The 16,135-nt window shown below is 30.9% G+C and carries 17 protein-coding genes and 1 pseudogene; 9 read left to right on the forward strand and 9 right to left on the reverse strand.

Translation table 11 applies throughout. The features are described from left to right. Positions 1–380 precede the first annotated feature (380 nt). The 9 genes and pseudogenes from L8D11_RS00435 (at position 381) to L8D11_RS00475 (ending at position 8,034) form a co-directional block, all read left to right on the forward strand. A complete protein-coding gene (locus L8D11_RS00435) occupies positions 381–1,565 on the forward strand; it encodes a DEAD/DEAH box helicase (protein ID WP_236869709.1) in 1,185 nt (394 codons plus the stop codon). Between the two features lie 293 nt (positions 1,566–1,858). Beyond that, positions 1,859–3,079, forward strand: coding sequence for a dicarboxylate/amino acid:cation symporter (locus L8D11_RS00440; protein WP_236869710.1), 1,221 nt, complete (start codon positions 1,859–1,861; stop codon positions 3,077–3,079). Positions 3,080–3,087: 8 nt separating this feature from the next. Further along, complete coding sequence (locus L8D11_RS00445; RefSeq protein ID WP_236869711.1) at positions 3,088–3,360, forward strand: deaminase; 273 nt, start codon at positions 3,088–3,090, stop codon at positions 3,358–3,360. After that, the gene (gene ribD, locus L8D11_RS00450) at positions 3,345–4,133 is read left to right on the forward strand and encodes a bifunctional diaminohydroxyphosphoribosylaminopyrimidine deaminase/5-amino-6-(5-phosphoribosylamino)uracil reductase RibD (protein ID WP_236869712.1); all 789 of its coding nucleotides are present in this window, start codon (positions 3,345–3,347) and stop codon (positions 4,131–4,133) included. Before L8D11_RS00445 ends, ribD begins: the two co-directional genes overlap by 16 nt. Then, positions 4,123–4,995 (forward strand): peptide chain release factor N(5)-glutamine methyltransferase, encoded by an 873-nt coding sequence (prmC, locus tag L8D11_RS00455; protein ID WP_236869713.1) that lies wholly within the window; start codon positions 4,123–4,125, stop codon positions 4,993–4,995. Before ribD ends, prmC begins: the two co-directional genes overlap by 11 nt. Before the next feature lie 29 nt (positions 4,996–5,024). Further along, positions 5,025–5,504 carry an NADH-quinone oxidoreductase subunit NuoI gene (gene nuoI / locus L8D11_RS00460; RefSeq protein WP_236869725.1) on the forward strand — a complete coding sequence of 160 codons (480 nt, stop codon included), beginning with the start codon at positions 5,025–5,027 and terminating at the stop codon, positions 5,502–5,504. Positions 5,505–5,675: 171 nt separating this feature from the next. Then, positions 5,676–5,864, forward strand: a pseudogene (gene rpmF / locus L8D11_RS00465) (50S ribosomal protein L32); the annotation flags it as partial. A gap of 122 nt (positions 5,865–5,986) precedes the next feature. Next, positions 5,987–7,075, forward strand: coding sequence for a phosphate acyltransferase PlsX (gene plsX, locus L8D11_RS00470; RefSeq protein WP_236869714.1), 1,089 nt, complete (start codon positions 5,987–5,989; stop codon positions 7,073–7,075). Continuing rightward, positions 7,072–8,034 (forward strand): beta-ketoacyl-ACP synthase III, encoded by a 963-nt coding sequence (locus tag L8D11_RS00475; RefSeq protein ID WP_236869715.1) that lies wholly within the window; start codon positions 7,072–7,074, stop codon positions 8,032–8,034. Before plsX ends, L8D11_RS00475 begins: the two co-directional genes overlap by 4 nt. Here L8D11_RS00475 and rsmD read toward each other — a convergent pair whose 3' ends face one another. From rsmD to L8D11_RS00520, 9 genes are read right to left on the reverse strand one after another with little or no spacing between them, the layout of a single operon-like run. Further along, positions 8,035–8,625, reverse strand: coding sequence for a 16S rRNA (guanine(966)-N(2))-methyltransferase RsmD (gene rsmD / locus L8D11_RS00480; protein WP_236869716.1), 591 nt, complete (start codon positions 8,623–8,625; stop codon positions 8,035–8,037). A gap of 13 nt (positions 8,626–8,638) precedes the next feature. Continuing rightward, complete coding sequence (mltG, locus tag L8D11_RS00485) at positions 8,639–9,613, reverse strand: endolytic transglycosylase MltG (protein ID WP_236869717.1); 975 nt, start codon at positions 9,611–9,613, stop codon at positions 8,639–8,641. A gap of 3 nt (positions 9,614–9,616) precedes the next feature. Further along, the gene (locus L8D11_RS00490; RefSeq protein ID WP_236869718.1) at positions 9,617–10,225 is read right to left on the reverse strand and encodes a ribonuclease HII; all 609 of its coding nucleotides are present in this window, start codon (positions 10,223–10,225) and stop codon (positions 9,617–9,619) included. An 8-nt stretch (positions 10,226–10,233) separates the two neighbouring features. Next, on the reverse strand, positions 10,234–12,228 hold the full coding sequence (tkt, locus tag L8D11_RS00495; RefSeq protein ID WP_236869719.1) for a transketolase: 1,995 nt from the start codon (positions 12,226–12,228) through the stop codon (positions 10,234–10,236). Between the two features lie 12 nt (positions 12,229–12,240). Continuing rightward, a complete protein-coding gene (locus tag L8D11_RS00500; RefSeq protein ID WP_236869720.1) occupies positions 12,241–13,149 on the reverse strand; it encodes a ribose-phosphate diphosphokinase in 909 nt (302 codons plus the stop codon). Then, complete coding sequence (locus L8D11_RS00505) at positions 13,121–13,885, reverse strand: beta/alpha barrel domain-containing protein (RefSeq protein WP_236869721.1); 765 nt, start codon at positions 13,883–13,885, stop codon at positions 13,121–13,123. The genes L8D11_RS00500 and L8D11_RS00505 overlap by 29 nt, the downstream gene beginning before the upstream one ends. Then, entirely contained in the window at positions 13,886–14,269 is a 384-nt protein-coding gene (locus L8D11_RS00510; RefSeq protein WP_236869722.1) for a phosphoribosyltransferase, read from the reverse strand. After that, entirely contained in the window at positions 14,247–14,885 is a 639-nt protein-coding gene (pyrF, locus tag L8D11_RS00515; protein WP_236869723.1) for an orotidine-5'-phosphate decarboxylase, read from the reverse strand. The genes L8D11_RS00510 and pyrF overlap by 23 nt, the downstream gene beginning before the upstream one ends. 10 nt (positions 14,886–14,895) lie before the next feature. After that, positions 14,896–15,765, reverse strand: coding sequence for an amino acid--tRNA ligase-related protein (locus L8D11_RS00520; protein ID WP_236869724.1), 870 nt, complete (start codon positions 15,763–15,765; stop codon positions 14,896–14,898). Positions 15,766–16,135 lie beyond the last annotated feature (370 nt).

Genomic DNA, 16,135 nt, shown 5'->3' on the forward strand with positions numbered 1-16,135 from the left:
AACTTACTCTTCTCTATACGTTCTTCTGCTTCTCTTACTAAAAATGACATTTTGCCTCCTCTTTCGTATGTACTTATCTTTTCATTCTATCATATATGTTTCTTTCTGCCTATTATGCAATGGTCTTAAAGTTATAAACCTCCACTATTTGTACAAAGTTCATAACATTTATAAGTTGACATTAACTGAATAAATATCTAGAATACCAGTCTTATTAATAATTTATATCTTAGGTCTATGCTTACCATAGATCTATAAGATCAATTGTTAGAGCTGACCTCTATATCAGACAGCATAGTGAAAATACTCAAATAATAATAATTATTAATAAAAAATAAAGGCGTTACATCGCTTATATAATTATTAATCGTATTTTATCTATGGACAATTTTAATTCTCTTAATATACCAGCTGATCTAAAAAATTCATTGACCAGAATGAATTTAATCATTCCAACTCCTATTCAAGCTAAAACTATACCTATAGTTTTAGAGGGTAAAGATATTATAGGATCAGCACAAACTGGAACAGGTAAAACTATTGCCTTCTTAATTCCGCTACTATCAAAAATTTTACAATCAAATAATGAGCAGGCATTAATATTAACGCCAACTAGGGAATTAGCAACGCAAATACAGACTGTGATAGAAAGCCTACTTCTTAAAATAAAAACTATTTCTTCAGTTTTATTGATTGGTGGGGCACCGATATTCAAACAAATTCAAAACCTCAAAAGAAGACCTAACATAATAGTAGGAACACCAGGCAGAGTAACTGATCATCTAATTCGCAAAAGCTTAAGTCTTAAGAATATAAGTATGCTGGTAATTGATGAATCAGATAGAATGTTAGATATGGGTTTTAGCATCCAATTGGATAAAATTTTAGAATTTTTACCTGCTGCAAGACAAACATTAATGTTTTCTGCTACTTTCTCACCAGAAATTTTAAAGTTATCAAAAAAATATCTTCAAGATCCTGAAAGAATAACAGTTGGCTCTCTAAATAAAATTACCCCAAAAATAAAGCAAGATATTAAGCATACAAATACTGCAACTAAATATGCTGACTTATCAAGTGAACTAGATGCTCGTGAAGGATCAATAATTGTATTTGTAAACACAAAAATTATTGCAGAGAGTCTAAGTAAAAAATTATTGCAAAATAATCACAGCGTATCAACAATTCATGGTGATGTTATACATAGAAAACGTGAAAGGGTAATTAAGAATTTTCGTGCAAAAAATTTCCGCATAATGATTGCAACAGATATTGCTTCAAGAGGATTGGATATTTCTCATGTTGAACATGTAATTAATTATGATTTACCAATGTCTCCTGAAGATTACATACATCGTATAGGAAGAACTGGAAGAGCTGATTCTGAAGGATCTGCTTTGAATTTAATCTTACCAAATGAGTTAGGTAAATGGAAAAGGATAGAGCGCTTACTCGACCCTAGCAAAAAATTCTCAGACGAGAAATTTGCAAAACCAAAAGCACATGACAACAATCGTTTTAAAAAGCCAAAATTTAAAAGATTCTATAGCAGAAAAAGCGCTTAATAAAACTAACACTGTTGCCATTGTTATAAAAAGGAATAAAAATTGAAGTAATAGAAAGATCGACTGTTTAGAAAATAAAATTGTTTTTACAAATAAATTTTTCAATCTAAAATCATCTTTCTACTTATCTATATTTATTTTTTGCTTTATCTTGGAGCACTTTCCCACATTAAAATAAAAATTCAGTGCAAAATTTATATTTTTAGTATAGTATGTAGTTGTTGTATTCAAAATTTTAATTTGTACATGATTGTACATAATTAATTGTAAATAATTTTTAAACTCGAGGTTTGATGAATAAAAAGCTTAAGCTTTGGCAGAAAGTTATAATAGGAATGGTCTTAGGAATACTTTTTGGTGTTTATGGAAAAGAATATGCTCAATATCTAAAACCATTTGGGGATGTTTTTCTCAACATGATTAAAATGGTTGTCGTGCCATTAATATTATTTTCCATATTAAATGGAGTAATTAGCGTTAGTGACGCTAGCACTTTTGGTAGATTGGGTACAAGAGCATTTTTAATGTACATGGTAACAACAGCATTCGCCGTCACAATCGGCTTAACTTTTGCAAATGTTTTTGAGCCAGGCGTAGGATTGACTATTGATCTAACTAATCCAATTGAGCATCAAAAAAGTGAAGATCTTAAAGATTTATTTATAGATATTATTCCCTCAAATCCCATAAAAGCTATGGCTGAAGGCAAAACCTTGCAGATTGTTGTTTTTGCTTTTTTTACTGGTTTTGCACTTATTTTAATTGGAGATAAAGGAAGGGAAGTTAAAAATTTTATATCTTCTTGCACACATTTAGTATTCAAAATGATTCAATTAGTTATTCAGCTTACTCCATATGGAGTGTTTGCGATAATGTCATGGGTAGTAGCTGATTTTGGAATTGGAATTATGTTTCATCTTGGAAAATTTATTCTTGTTGTAGTTGGAGCACTGTCTGTTCAATATGTCCTTTTTGGAATCATGCTATTACTCTTTGCAAGAATTAATCCACTGCCTTTCTATAAAAAAATGACCACTACTCAGGCCCTCGCCTTAGCAACATCTAGTAGTAAGGCAACTCTTCCAACAGCAATTTCAGAACTTAGAAATAAAGTTGGTGTATCAAAGGAATCAGCATCATTTATATTACCTCTTGGTGCAGCAGTAAATATGGACGCAACCGCAATATATTTAGGAATATGCGCAGTTTTTTTTGCTCAAATCTTTGGCATTAATCTTGATTTTAATCACTATATAATTCTAATTCTTACTGCGACTATTGGATCTATCGGTGCAGCTGGATTCCCTGGTGGCTCTATGGTTATGATGGGAATGGTATTATCATCGATAGGAATACCACTTGAAGGTATTGGTGTGATTTTAGGGATAGATAGGATTTTAGAGATGCTTAGAACAATGATTAATATAACTGGAGACTGCACAGTGACATTGATAGTTGATAAAATGGAAGGGACTTTCAATCAAAAAACATACTACTCCAAAGATTTAAAATAACCACTCTCATGGATAACGATGTGTATTTCATGGGTAAGGCACTTAATATGGCAAAATCAGGAATTGGAAAAACTGCTTCCAATCCTTCTGTTGGATGCATAATTGTTAAGGACGATAAAATTATTTCTAGCGCAAGAACAGAAGATGGTGGCAGACCTCATGCCGAATCTTTAGCTATCGATAAATTACATGAGAAGGAATTAGCAAAAAGCACTATTTATATCACCTTAGAGCCATGTTGCAATGATAAAGAAAATGATGTTTCATGTATAAAAAAATAATTCAATCAAAATTTTCTAGAGTTGTAATTGGCGCAATTGATCCAAATCCGAAAATTAGTGGCACAAGCATAGAGATTTTAAAAAATAATAAAATTGAAACTACAGTAGGAATTTTAAAAAATGAATGTGAAGAAATTATAAAAGGGTTTAAAAAAAGAATGTTGCAAAATCGACCATACATTACATTAAAAATTGCAACAAGTTTAGACGGTAAAATTGCCTTAGCAAATGGTAAAAGTAAGTGGATTACAAGTGAAAAACTAAGAAAATTATCACATCAATTAAGATCGAAAAATGATGCAATATTAACAGGAATAGGTACTATTATTGCTGACAATCCACTTTTAACATGTAGATTATACAATGAACAACATAGCCCTATAAGAATCATACTGGATTCTGATTTAAGAATTTCAAAAAACTCTCAAATAGTACAAACTGCAAAGAGAATCAGAACTATAATTTTTACCTTACAAAATTCAAAAAATATATATGATGATATTAAAGTGATTACCGTCAAAAAATCAGATGCAGGTCTTAATCTTAATGATGTCCTAAATCATATTGCTGATTTAGGAATTAATAATTTACTCATTGAAGGCGGTCAAAAAATAAACACATCTTTTATAAAAGAAAATTTGATAGATAAAATAATCCTTTTTCAATCTAATAAATTCATTGGTGGTGATGGATTGAACGTTATAGGTAACTTAAATCTTCAAGAGTTAAATCAATGTTTTGAATTTGAAACAGAAATTATACGTGAAAATTGACAAAATAACTGTATCTGTAGCATTAAATAATGCTCAAAAAATACTTTGGGAAGTAGGAATTGAAACATATAAACTAGATGCAAAAATCTTATTATCCCACATATTAAATTTGGCTGATTCAGAAAATTTAATATTCCAATTAAATGAAAAAATATCACCAGATACGTATTCAAAATATATCAAGTTAGTTGAGCGAAGATTAAAATTTGAGCCTGTGGCGTATATTATAGGTAGTAAGTGCTTTTGGAAACAAAATTATACTATCAACAATAATGTCCTTATACCAAGACCTGAAACAGAACTAATTATTGAATTAATTTTAAAAAAATTAACAAATAAAATTGATGCAAAATTAAATATACTAGATTTGGGCACGGGCAGTGGATGCATCATATTATCATTACTTTCGGAATTAAAATTTTCAATTGGACTGGGAATTGACATCTCTGAAGAAGCTTTGAATATAGCCAGATTCAATGCCAAAAAATTTGATATGGATAGAAGAGTAAATTTTAAGATAAGCAATTGGTTTAGTGATATTGAAAATACTGATCAATTTGATATTATTATTTCAAACCCTCCATATATAACAATCGATGATTGGCAAAATTTAGAACCCAGCGTATTAAATTATGAACCAAAAAATGCATTAACTGACCATAATGATGGAGTAGAAAATTATAGAATTATAGCAAAAAATGCAAAAACATTTCTCAAAAAAGATGGAATTATAATTCTAGAAATGGGATTCAATCAAAGCAAAAAAATTAGAGAGATATTTAAAGCAAAAGGATATGAGATTGAAATTTTTAAGGATTTGCAAAGTATTGATCGTATTGCTATAATCAGAAACGGTTCATAAAATAGGTTTTAAATTTGAAATTAAAAGAATTGAAATATCATATTAAATCTTTCCTGTTGATAGATATATTAAAAGGTATGTTTTTAACTTTGACGTATTTGTTTAAAAGAAAGGTAACAATTAATTACCCCTTTGAAAAAGGATATTTAAGCCCTAGATTTAGGGGAGAACATGCATTAAGAAGATATTCTAATGGCGAAGAAAGATGCATTGCATGTAAACTATGTGAAGCAATTTGCCCAGCACAAGCTATAACTATAGAAGCAGAAGCAAGATCTGACAAAAGCAGAAGAACAACAAAATACGACATTGATATGACAAAATGTATTTATTGTGGGCTTTGTCAGGAAGCATGTCCAGTGGATGCAATTGTAGAAGGACCAAATTTTGAATATGCAACAGAAACTCACGCTGAACTATTATATGATAAAAACAAGTTGATAGACAATGGTGATAAATGGGAAGGTGCAATATCTAAAAACCTTTACAGTAATAAGTACTTTTCTTGATTAAAGTTTTTTCATTAATGAGCACACATGTTTAATGCCGGGCCATAATCCAGGGAAGAACTTTAATAATAATTTTGTATTTTCTTAATGTCATAGTCACTATTTTACTAGCATTTGGAGTTAATTTATTATATAAGTGGATTCAATAAACAAATTAAGTTATACGAAATTATGGCTGTACCTAAGCAAAAAACATCCAGATCAAAAAGAAATAGCAGAAGAGCGCATGATGGAATAAGTAAACTTTCCATTTCTTTCGATTCAGTTACTGGTGAACCAAAATTGCCTCACCATTTATCTTTAAAAGATGGTTATTACAACGGTAAACAAATGGTAAAGCCAAAAGGGAAAAATAAGGAAGCAGACAATAGCAATTCAGGAAGTAAAGAACCTAAAGTAATCAAGGAAAAAACTAAACAAATTATAACTGATAAGAAATCAGAATCTACTTCTGAAACTAAGGATAAATAATAAAATCAATTATGTCTAATAGGACTATTATTAGTATTGATGCTATGGGTGGAACTAATTCACCTGATGCCATCATAGAGGCTATAGATGGGTTTTTTAAGTCTCATGATGACGTAGTATTTTCACTATATGGCAAAAAATCTATTGTTTTGCCTAGAATCATTGATTACAACTTCCCAGAAAATAAATATAAATTAATTGACAGTGAAGTTGCAATTTCTGATGAAGATAAACCAACCACGGCATGGAGAAATGGTAAAAATTCTAGCATGAGAAAAGCTATAGAAGCAGTGAAAAACGGTGGTGCACACGCGGCAGTTTCATGTGGAAATACTGGCGCACTTATGCTAACATCTAAAATGGTTTTGGGTAGTCTTGAGCACATAAAAAGGCCAGCTATTACAGCGATATTTCCAAGTATAAATAATAACGGCACCGTGTTGCTTGATATGGGAGCAAATTTAGAATGTAATGAATCACATTTATTTCACTTTGCATTAATGGGAATCTGTTTTGCAAAAGTAATTTTAAAAATTGAAAATCCTAAGATAGGCATATTAAACGTTGGATCGGAAATTACTAAAGGTAGAGAGCTAGAACTCAAAACATATAAAATTCTCGAAAAATCTGGTTTAAATTTCCATGGATTTATAGAAGGACACGACGTGGTGAAAGGTAATATAGACGTACTGGTTACAGATGGATTTTCTGGTAATATATTCCTTAAGGCCTCAGAGGGAGCAGCAAGTACATGCATAGATTTAATACAGTCATCTATTATGAATGGTGGATTAATAACAAAGTTTGCTGGATTACTTTTAAAATCAAAAATAAAAGCATCTCTTAAAGTTATTGACCCAAACAAAAATAATGGGGCTATGCTTGTTGGATTAAAAGGAATTGTAATAAAAAGCCATGGCTCTGCAAGTGCAGATGGAATATACAATGCTATTAAAACAGCTTATACACTAGTGAAAAATAATATAAACGCTAAAATATCAGAAGAACTTGAGATGTTCGAAGAAAAAGGTACTGGATTAAATTTTGTTGATAAGATAAAGCAAACCTCAGCAAAAATATTAGGACTTAAGAATACATGATTTCTTCAAAAATAATTGGTGTTGGAAGTTATTTACCAGAAAAAATTTTAACTAATGCTGATCTAGAGCAAACATTAGATACTTCTGATGAATGGATACAAACTAGAACAGGTATAAAAAAAAGGCATATTGCAACAGAAGACCAAAAGACTTCCGACTTAGCAACATTAGCAGTAATTAATGCGTTGAAAAACGCAAATATTAATCCGAATGATTTAGATGCTTTAATATTAGCAACAACAACGCCAGATCTAGTTTTTCCAGCTACTGCTGTAAGAGTTCAAAATAACATAAAGATGAACAGAGGCTTTGCCTTTGACATACAAGCTGTATGCTCTGGCTTCTTGTATGCTCTTCAACTTGGTGATTCACTTATTAAATCTAATAAAGCAAGAAGAGTTGCAATAATTGGTGCAGAAACGATGTCCCGAATTATAGATTGGACCGATAGATCAACTTGCGTACTATTTGGTGATGGAGCTGGAGCAGTTATCTTAGAAAAAACTGATAGCAATGATTCCTATGGCATTATTGACATCGAATTATTTTCAGATGGAAGTCTTCAGGATATTCTGGCTGTTCATGGTGGCATTTCTTCTGGTAATTTAAATAAAAAAATTGAAATGAATGGTAGAGAAGTTTTTAGATATGCTGTTACTAAAATGCCAGAATCAATCAAGTCTCTTGTGAATAAAAACCAATTAAACTTAGAAGATTTAGATTGGATTTTGCTACATCAAGCAAATGAAAGAATAATAAATGCTGTTATGGATAAGCTTGGTATCAACATAGAAAAGTCAGTCTCAACAGTACCACATCATGCAAATACTTCAGCAGCATCAATACCTCTTGCCCTTGACCATTACATGTCTAGTGGAAGAATCAAATCAGGTAACTTAATAGCCCTTGCTGCTGTAGGTGGTGGGTTAACCTGGGGCTCCGCTCTGTTGAAAATTTAATTAAATATTTTCAGCAACAACTTCCTTCTTGATTTTTACAATCGAAACAACACAATTCCCATAATGCTTAACAGAAATCACTTCATGATTTACCAATGCAGATGGAGAAATTTCTCTTGGCGTTTCAATTATTAACAATGAATTCGGGTGCATAAAATTATTAACTGAATTTAGTATATCGATAATAATTGGCACATTATATGGAGGGTCTAAATATACAGCATCAAACAATATTTTCTCTGATATCTCTAAATTCAAAATATTAGACCTAATCACTCTCCAATTTGGAGCATCAACTTTTAAAGTTGCTAAATTGTGCTTTGTTATGGCTAAGCTTTCATAATTATTATCTAAGAAGTATACCTGCTTAAATCCTCTGGAAATCGCCTCAATGCCTATAGCTCCTGTACCACAACACAAATCTAAAAATGTGGATTCTTCAATTATCAAATCATGCTTTGCAAAATAATTATATATGATATTGAATACTGATTCTCTAATTTTGGAGGTAGTTGGTTTAATAGTGGGAGATGCACCTTTTACATTGCTAACAATCTTCTTATTTTTATACTTTCCCGCAATCACTCTCATAATTATTAACTATTCACTTGCTCCTAATTTTTTCAATATTTTGTAAATGCTGTTTATAGCTACTGGCAAATATATGCTTACCAGAACCATCAGCTACGAAATATATATCATTTGTCTGAACTGAATGAAGTACAGCTAATATTGAAGATTTACCAGGGTTGCATATTGGCGTTGGAGGTAGTCCAGCATATAAATAAGTATTATATGGAGAATCAAATTTTAAATCAGCATATGTCACTTTTCTACTAAAATTACCCTTTTTTGAGATGCCATATATAACTGTTGGATCAGCTTGTAAAGGAATTTTCCTCTTTAACCTATTTAAATAAACGCCTGCAATATATGGTTTTTCCTCATCTAACTTCGCTTCTTTCTCAACTATTGAAGCTAAAGTTAATGCATCAAATGAACTACTTAGCTCTTCTGTATTTGCAACATCCCTTTTCTCCCATTCTTCTGAAATTATACTTTTCATTTTCAAATTCATTGTATTTAATAATTCACTTATCTTTGTGTTATATAAATAATTATAGGTATTAGGGTAAAATTCCCCTTCTTTGTATTTGTTAAGTTCAGCCTCATCATTAATAACACCATGTTGATTTTTTAAAATTTCAAAAATTTGAAAATTTGTCAATCCTTCTGGAATGGTAAATTGATGAGTTACTACTTTACCATTTGATATTTTATCAAATGTCTCTACGAGGTTTGCACCTTTTGGAATTTCATACTCACCAGCAACAATCCTTTTTCCAAATAATCCAAAACTTCTAGCATACGAAATAAAAAACAATTTATTCCGTATAATCCCAGCTTCTAAAAGAATGCTAGAAGTGCATTTGATTGAGCAAGATTTCGGAATTATTATGACTTTATCCTCTATATTTTTTTGACTAAAAAGATGTACGTATATGAATGATGCAATAAAAACTTTAAACAATATAGCCAATACTACTGATAAATATATTTTTCTAGAAATTTTTATCATTTATTATCCCATTATTTTTTTTAAAAAACTTTTTCTATGATATGGCGTGATACCGAATTTTTTAATTGCATCAATGTGTTCTTTAGTGCCATATCCTTTATTTTGTCTCCATAGATAATGTGGATAATCTTGATCTAATTTATCCATAAACCTATCCCTGGTGACTTTAGCAAATATTGATGCCGTTGCTATTGATAGTGACTTACTATCTCCACCTACTATAGTACTTATATTATCCATTGATTTATCAGGACTAATATTACCATCTACAAAAACATAATCAAAATTATGCTCTATATTATTTATTACCCTTCTCATTGCAAGTAACGAAGCTTGCAAGATATTCATCTCCTCTATTTCTTCTACACTGCTAGATTCAATCAAATAATGGCAATGTTCCTTCAAATAGGTAAAAATCTTTTCTCTTTTGCTAGGAGTAAGTTTTTTTGAATCATTTATCTGTAAAGTATCAATATTATCATTTAAAATGACCCCTGCAACAACTACAGGTCCAGCAATACAACCCCTACCAACTTCGTCTATACCAAGTACTATACCTCCTATTTTTTTTTCATATGAAAAATCTGGTTTTGAAGATATATTATTTTGCATAAATATCTCTAATTAGCAGGATTAACAATTTTTAATATCTTGTTTGAAATCTTTTCCACAGTTAATTGAAAATATTTGTATAGATCATCTATTGGAGCAGACTTACCAAAATTATCTATTCCAAAAAATGCCCCATGTGGACCAATAATTTTAGACCATGATTGCTCACTACCAGCTTCTATTGCAACTTTCAAAGTATTATTGCAAAGGATAGCCATCTGATATTCAAGAGTCTGCTGCCAAAATAATTCTTGGCAAGGCACAGAAATAACCTTACTTCCAATGCCATTTTTCTCCAAATTTTTCGCTACATCTAAAGCAATAGATAGTTCTGAACCACTAGCAAAAATAGATATAGAATGCGCTTCCTTTGACTGATATAGAATATAAACTCCAAATGAGACTAAATTTTTAGTATTATTAACATTAATGTTATTCCTCAACTGAGGTAAATTTTGTCTACTTAGGCATAATGCTGCAGGAGTGCTTGTTTCCTTCAATATCAACTCCCAGCATTCAGTTGTTTCTATTGCATCAGCTGGTCTGTATACATTTAAATTTGGTATCACCCTCAAAGCAGATAGATGCTCGATGGGTTGATGAGTTGGCCCATCTTCTCCAACTCCAATTGAATCATGCGTAAATATCAACACAACAGGCAATTTCATTAAAGCTGCCAATCTGATAGATGGTCGGCAATAATCTGAAAATACTAAAAAAGTACCACCATATACTATGTATTCACTGTGTATATTTATACCATTCATTATTGCAACCATTGCATGCTCTCTAACTCCATAATGGATATAATTACCAGAATAATCACTTTTAGAGAAAATTTTTTGATTAGCAGATTTTGTTCCATTTGAACCTGATAAATCAGCTGAGCCTCCAATGCATGCTTCGGTATTTGAGCAAATTATATCTATAATTTTATTTGAACTTTTTCTAGTTGCTTCAGAATTATTAAAAGTGATTAATTCCTTCTTATATTTATGTATCTGATCTAAAAGATGGTCTAAATTTTTATTTTTAGCCTGATTGTCTAAATATGCTTTTTTATGGGCCTTTTCCCAATGCGAATAATCAGATAAATTTCTTTTATAAAAATCTCTCCATATTTTTAAAATTGGAGCGGGAATTGTGAATTTATCATGTTGCCAATTAAATTTCTTTTTAATTAAATCAATTTCTTTATCGCCCAAACATTTACCGTGTGATTCTTCCGAATTTTCAAAACTAGGTGATCCATAGCCAATTTTTGTCCGACAAGCAATAAACATTGGCTTGTCACTTTTTTGCGCAGAATTTAAAGCTTTCCATATTGTATTTGGATCATGCCCATCTATTGAAATTACATTCCAATTATAAGAAGAAACTCTAGAAAGCGTCATATCTGAGGTTGTAAGAGAAGTTGGGCCATCAATTGAGATTTTATTATCATCAAATAAAATCACCAAATTGTTTAATCCCAAATGGCCAGCAAGAGACATTGCTTCATGAGAAATACCCTCCATCAAACAACCATCTCCTACTACTACATATATTTTATGATCTATTACATCCCCTAAAGAAGCATGCATTTTTTTTTCTGAGATTGCCATTCCCACTGCATTTGCCAATCCCTGTCCTAAAGGCCCTGTAGTAGTTTCAATGCCTAATTCAGGATCAAATTCTGGATGCCCAGGAGTTATAGAGCCAAGTTGTCTAAATTTCTTTAAATCAGAAAGTTTATATTTTTCGTAACCTGTTAAAAATAACAAACTATAAAGCAAAGCCGACCCATGACCTGCTGACAATATAAATCTATCTCTATTCGGCCATGTTGGATCATGTGGATTAAATCGCAGAAAATATTGAAATAAAATTGTGGCAACATCCGCAAAGCCCATTGGCATTCCTGGATGGCCAGATTTAGCTTCTTCTACCATTTCAATTGAGAGAATTCTGAGCGCTGTTGTCAGTTGATTATGCAAATCTTGCTGGATAATATTTTTTTCCATTAATAGTTAAATTTAAAAATATAATTTTATACAGTTAATTATTGGTGCGCTAATATTAACTATTTGCATTTTAGATAAATATAGTTGTTTGTAATCTGTTTGTACACTATTTGATATACTGAATTTATCAATTTTTGACAAAATTTTATTTAAATTAGGACTTTCTGCCTCCAGTAAATTATGAGTAGCAATTACTTCAATACTTTTTGCGCCTGAGGATTTTAAAACATCTATTGCATTTATTATAGTTTGACCACTTCCAATAATATCATCAACTAGTATGCAATGCTTATTTTTTACATTACCCATTATACCATTCATCATTACATCATTCTTTTCATCTCTTTGTTTATATATTACTGCAAGAGGAGCATTTAAAAATTTGCTAATACTTGTACTTCTAATTTTTCCACCTATATCTGGGGATACTATTATAGCATCTGCTCCATCGTAATTATTGAAATTTAACTCAAATAACTCAAGCATAGTAATATTTTTAACAGGAATCCTGAAAAACCCTTCTATTTGGCTTGAGTGCAAATCTATAGTAATCAATGTATCTATGCCTGCTGCCTCAAGCAACGAAGCTATGCATGAAGCAGAGATGAAATCCTGATCATTCTTTTTATGGTCCATCCTACTATATGCAAAATATGGGATAATTGCATGAACTCGCTTTGCACCCCTTTTCTTTGAGGCATTTATTAAAAATAACAACTGTAGCAAATTTTCATTAATATTTGGAAATAATTCATGAGTGATTAACACATCTTTTTGGTATAAATCGTCATTTATTTTTATATTTAATTCTTCATCAGAAAATTTATCAATTACACGATTGACAATTGTTAAACCAATTTGATTTGATATTTGTTTAGCTAATTTTAACGTATTATTGCAATGTAATATATTCATAGTCATTTTTATAATCTTTTAAAAACTTATTTAATTTTAACGGGTGGAGAAATAATGTTGAAACTGAAAAATGTTCAGCTCCTTGTTGTTGATACATCCTTAAATCCTCAATTGATTGTATCCCACCTCCTCCAATAATTTTTATCGAATCTCCAAATTTAGATTTAGCTTTTTGTATTAATTTTAAATACATTTCTTGAATTAATTTTCCTGAAAGCCCTCCTTTTTTAGTTGGGAAAGAATTAAAAAGGTGAAAATACTGTACTCCAGACTGAATGTAATAATCAATCATATCTAAATATGTTTTAGAAGGTGGTATCTTAATTATAATCTCCAAATCAAGATTACTTAAAAGATTAACCTCATTATTGGTCATAAAATTTATCTTTGCATTAGGACAGCTGATATTCACTTCTATGGCTTTAATATTAAGTTTTTGATTATTTATATAATCCCCTAATTTAACTAAAAAAACAGATATATCTTCTTTATCCATCAAAGCAATAGAAAGTATTTTACCTTCTACTTTAGACAAATTTAAATTTTCAATACCAGGATTCCTTAACCCTATAGAATTTATCCACCCAACCTTTCCATTTTTACAAACTGGTCTTAGTGTTTTTAAATATCTATTATAAATACCAATTCTTTTTTGTGCTGTGTAAGTTCCACAAACAGAGGTTGCATAACTTAGGTTAATAATATTTCCAAACGGAGGAGAAATTATCAAAGAATTAAACATCTATTTAAAGAACTCATGCATTTTAAATACAGGCTGAATCCAATCTAGTGAATCTCCTCTTGCATATACTACAGCTCCAATAATTTTATCATAATTTTGATTTTGAAATTTTAGCTTTGCCTCCTCCATGGAGCCTCCAGTTGTTAATACATCATCAACAATTAACAAATTATTATTGTCATTTGAACAATATTCTTTTAATGCCTTTTCAAAAGGTATGCCGCCTCTTGGCACGCCATAAACATCTTTGAATTTGATTTTATTTGATACAATTTTTGCAAGAGTTTCATAATCTTCCTTAGTAATTGCATCGCATTCAATTTTAAAATAAGAAACTCCACCTGAATGAAGCGTAAATTTTTTATATTGAAACAAATTGGTCATAATACTCCTTTGCAATTTTATTTGGTTCGTTTGAATTATATATTGGTCTTCCCACAATTATATAATTAGTATTCAATTTTTTCGCTGTTAGTGCATCAACAGTAGCTGAATGGTCATTATCGTCATAATCATTTCTTATACCAGGAGTTGCAAGATTAATTTCATCTTTAAAATTTTCTCTAAACTCTTTAATCAAAAATGGAGGGCAAATAAAATTATGACCTCCAAGTTTAATTATTTGCTCCACCCTTTTTATTATCGCTAATTTATCAAAATTTAGTGTGTCACTGGATAAATGCATAACGAAATATGGTTTACAAGAATGTTCCAATGACATTTTTATTGTTTCATCCTGGCATGCCGATGAAATTGTAAAAATTTGCAAATTGTTTATGCTCCTTGCATACCCTAATATCGCCTCTTTTACCGTTGAAGTAATATCAAAAAACTTCAAATCAAGCATGATAGGCACACCAAACGTTTTCAGTTGCTTGATATCAAAATTTGAAATAGCTATATGCCCAATTTTGATAAAACTTAAATATTGACGAGTTTGATTAATTACTTCATTTGCTTTGGTTAGATTTTTAATATCAAGTGATAAAATTAAAGACATAACTGACAGATTATATAATGTTATGAATTTCCAAGGCTCTTATCAATCTTGTCATCCCAATTCCTCCTCCAAATCTAGGAAAGAATTTTAAATTTAAGAAGCTATCTAGTTCGTATTTTATTCTTTCTTCACCAAATTTTGCATATAATAATTTTGCATATTCACCATTACTGATGGTATGGAATTTTTCATACATATCTTCTGGATCAGTTGATCTCTCAGCACTTCCTATAGTTTCCTGCCCTTCAATGATAACATCTATTTTGTTGGCGATATCTCCAACCATTTGCATATTCCAAAAAGGACTTGTAGAAAGTGGGAAATTCGTAAGTAAAATTGCAGGACCAAATTCTTTTAGCATTTGAGCTTCATGCTCGTTTTCGATTATATTTGTTCCATATTTTTTTGCCATATCTAGGTATTTTTTTTCAGGAATTTTATCAATATCTTGAATTCCTAAAAAAGCTATCAACTCTCTTTCCATCTTTTTTAAATCTTCAAAATTGCCATGAGATTCAAATTCAAACATTGGAAAAATTGTTTTATGCCTGCCAGGTATCGGATTTGGTTCATTCCTATATGAGGTTGATAAACAAAAATAACCAGCCACATCTGGCTTGCTAAGCAATTCATACTCTAACCACATTTGACCAGTTTGTGGCAATGGCCAATCTTGTCCTTGATAATGAAAAGTTTGGATTGTTTTTGGGTCCTCACACGCTGCAAGGATACTCAATCTACTTTGAGTATGAGTCTCGATATAATTTTTGCCCAAAAAAAAAGACCTTAATAAATTTAAGGTCTTTTGGAAGCTTGAAGCCGATACTACCAGATCAGCTCGATCATAGAAGCTCAAGGGCGTTAATATATTTGCTATCATTTATTACCTTTTTTTATTTTTTACCTAACGAGCGATTATATAGATCTAAATCTATTCGTCAACTGGTAATACAAAAGACCATTGCATAATAGGCAGAAAGAAACATATATGATAGAATGAAAAGATAAGTACATACGAAAGAGGAGGCAAAATGTCATTTTTAGTAAGAGAAGCAGAAGAACGTATAGAGAAGAGTAAGTTAGTGCGAATAGCAGGAGTGATTAATTGGAAGAGAGTGGGGTCAATCGAGTAGAGAGGCGCATTGCAGCACCTCCCTCTCACACCACCGTACAAGCGATGTCGCATAGGGCGGTTTCAGATTTGTGTTTACCAAAAGCAGAGTACATAGAGAAGAGATTAATCTTCTCAA

The sequence above is a fragment of the Candidatus Bandiella numerosa genome (assembly GCF_021811875.1).
GTDB classification, from domain to species: Bacteria; Pseudomonadota; Alphaproteobacteria; order Rickettsiales; family Midichloriaceae; genus Aquirickettsia; species Aquirickettsia numerosa_A.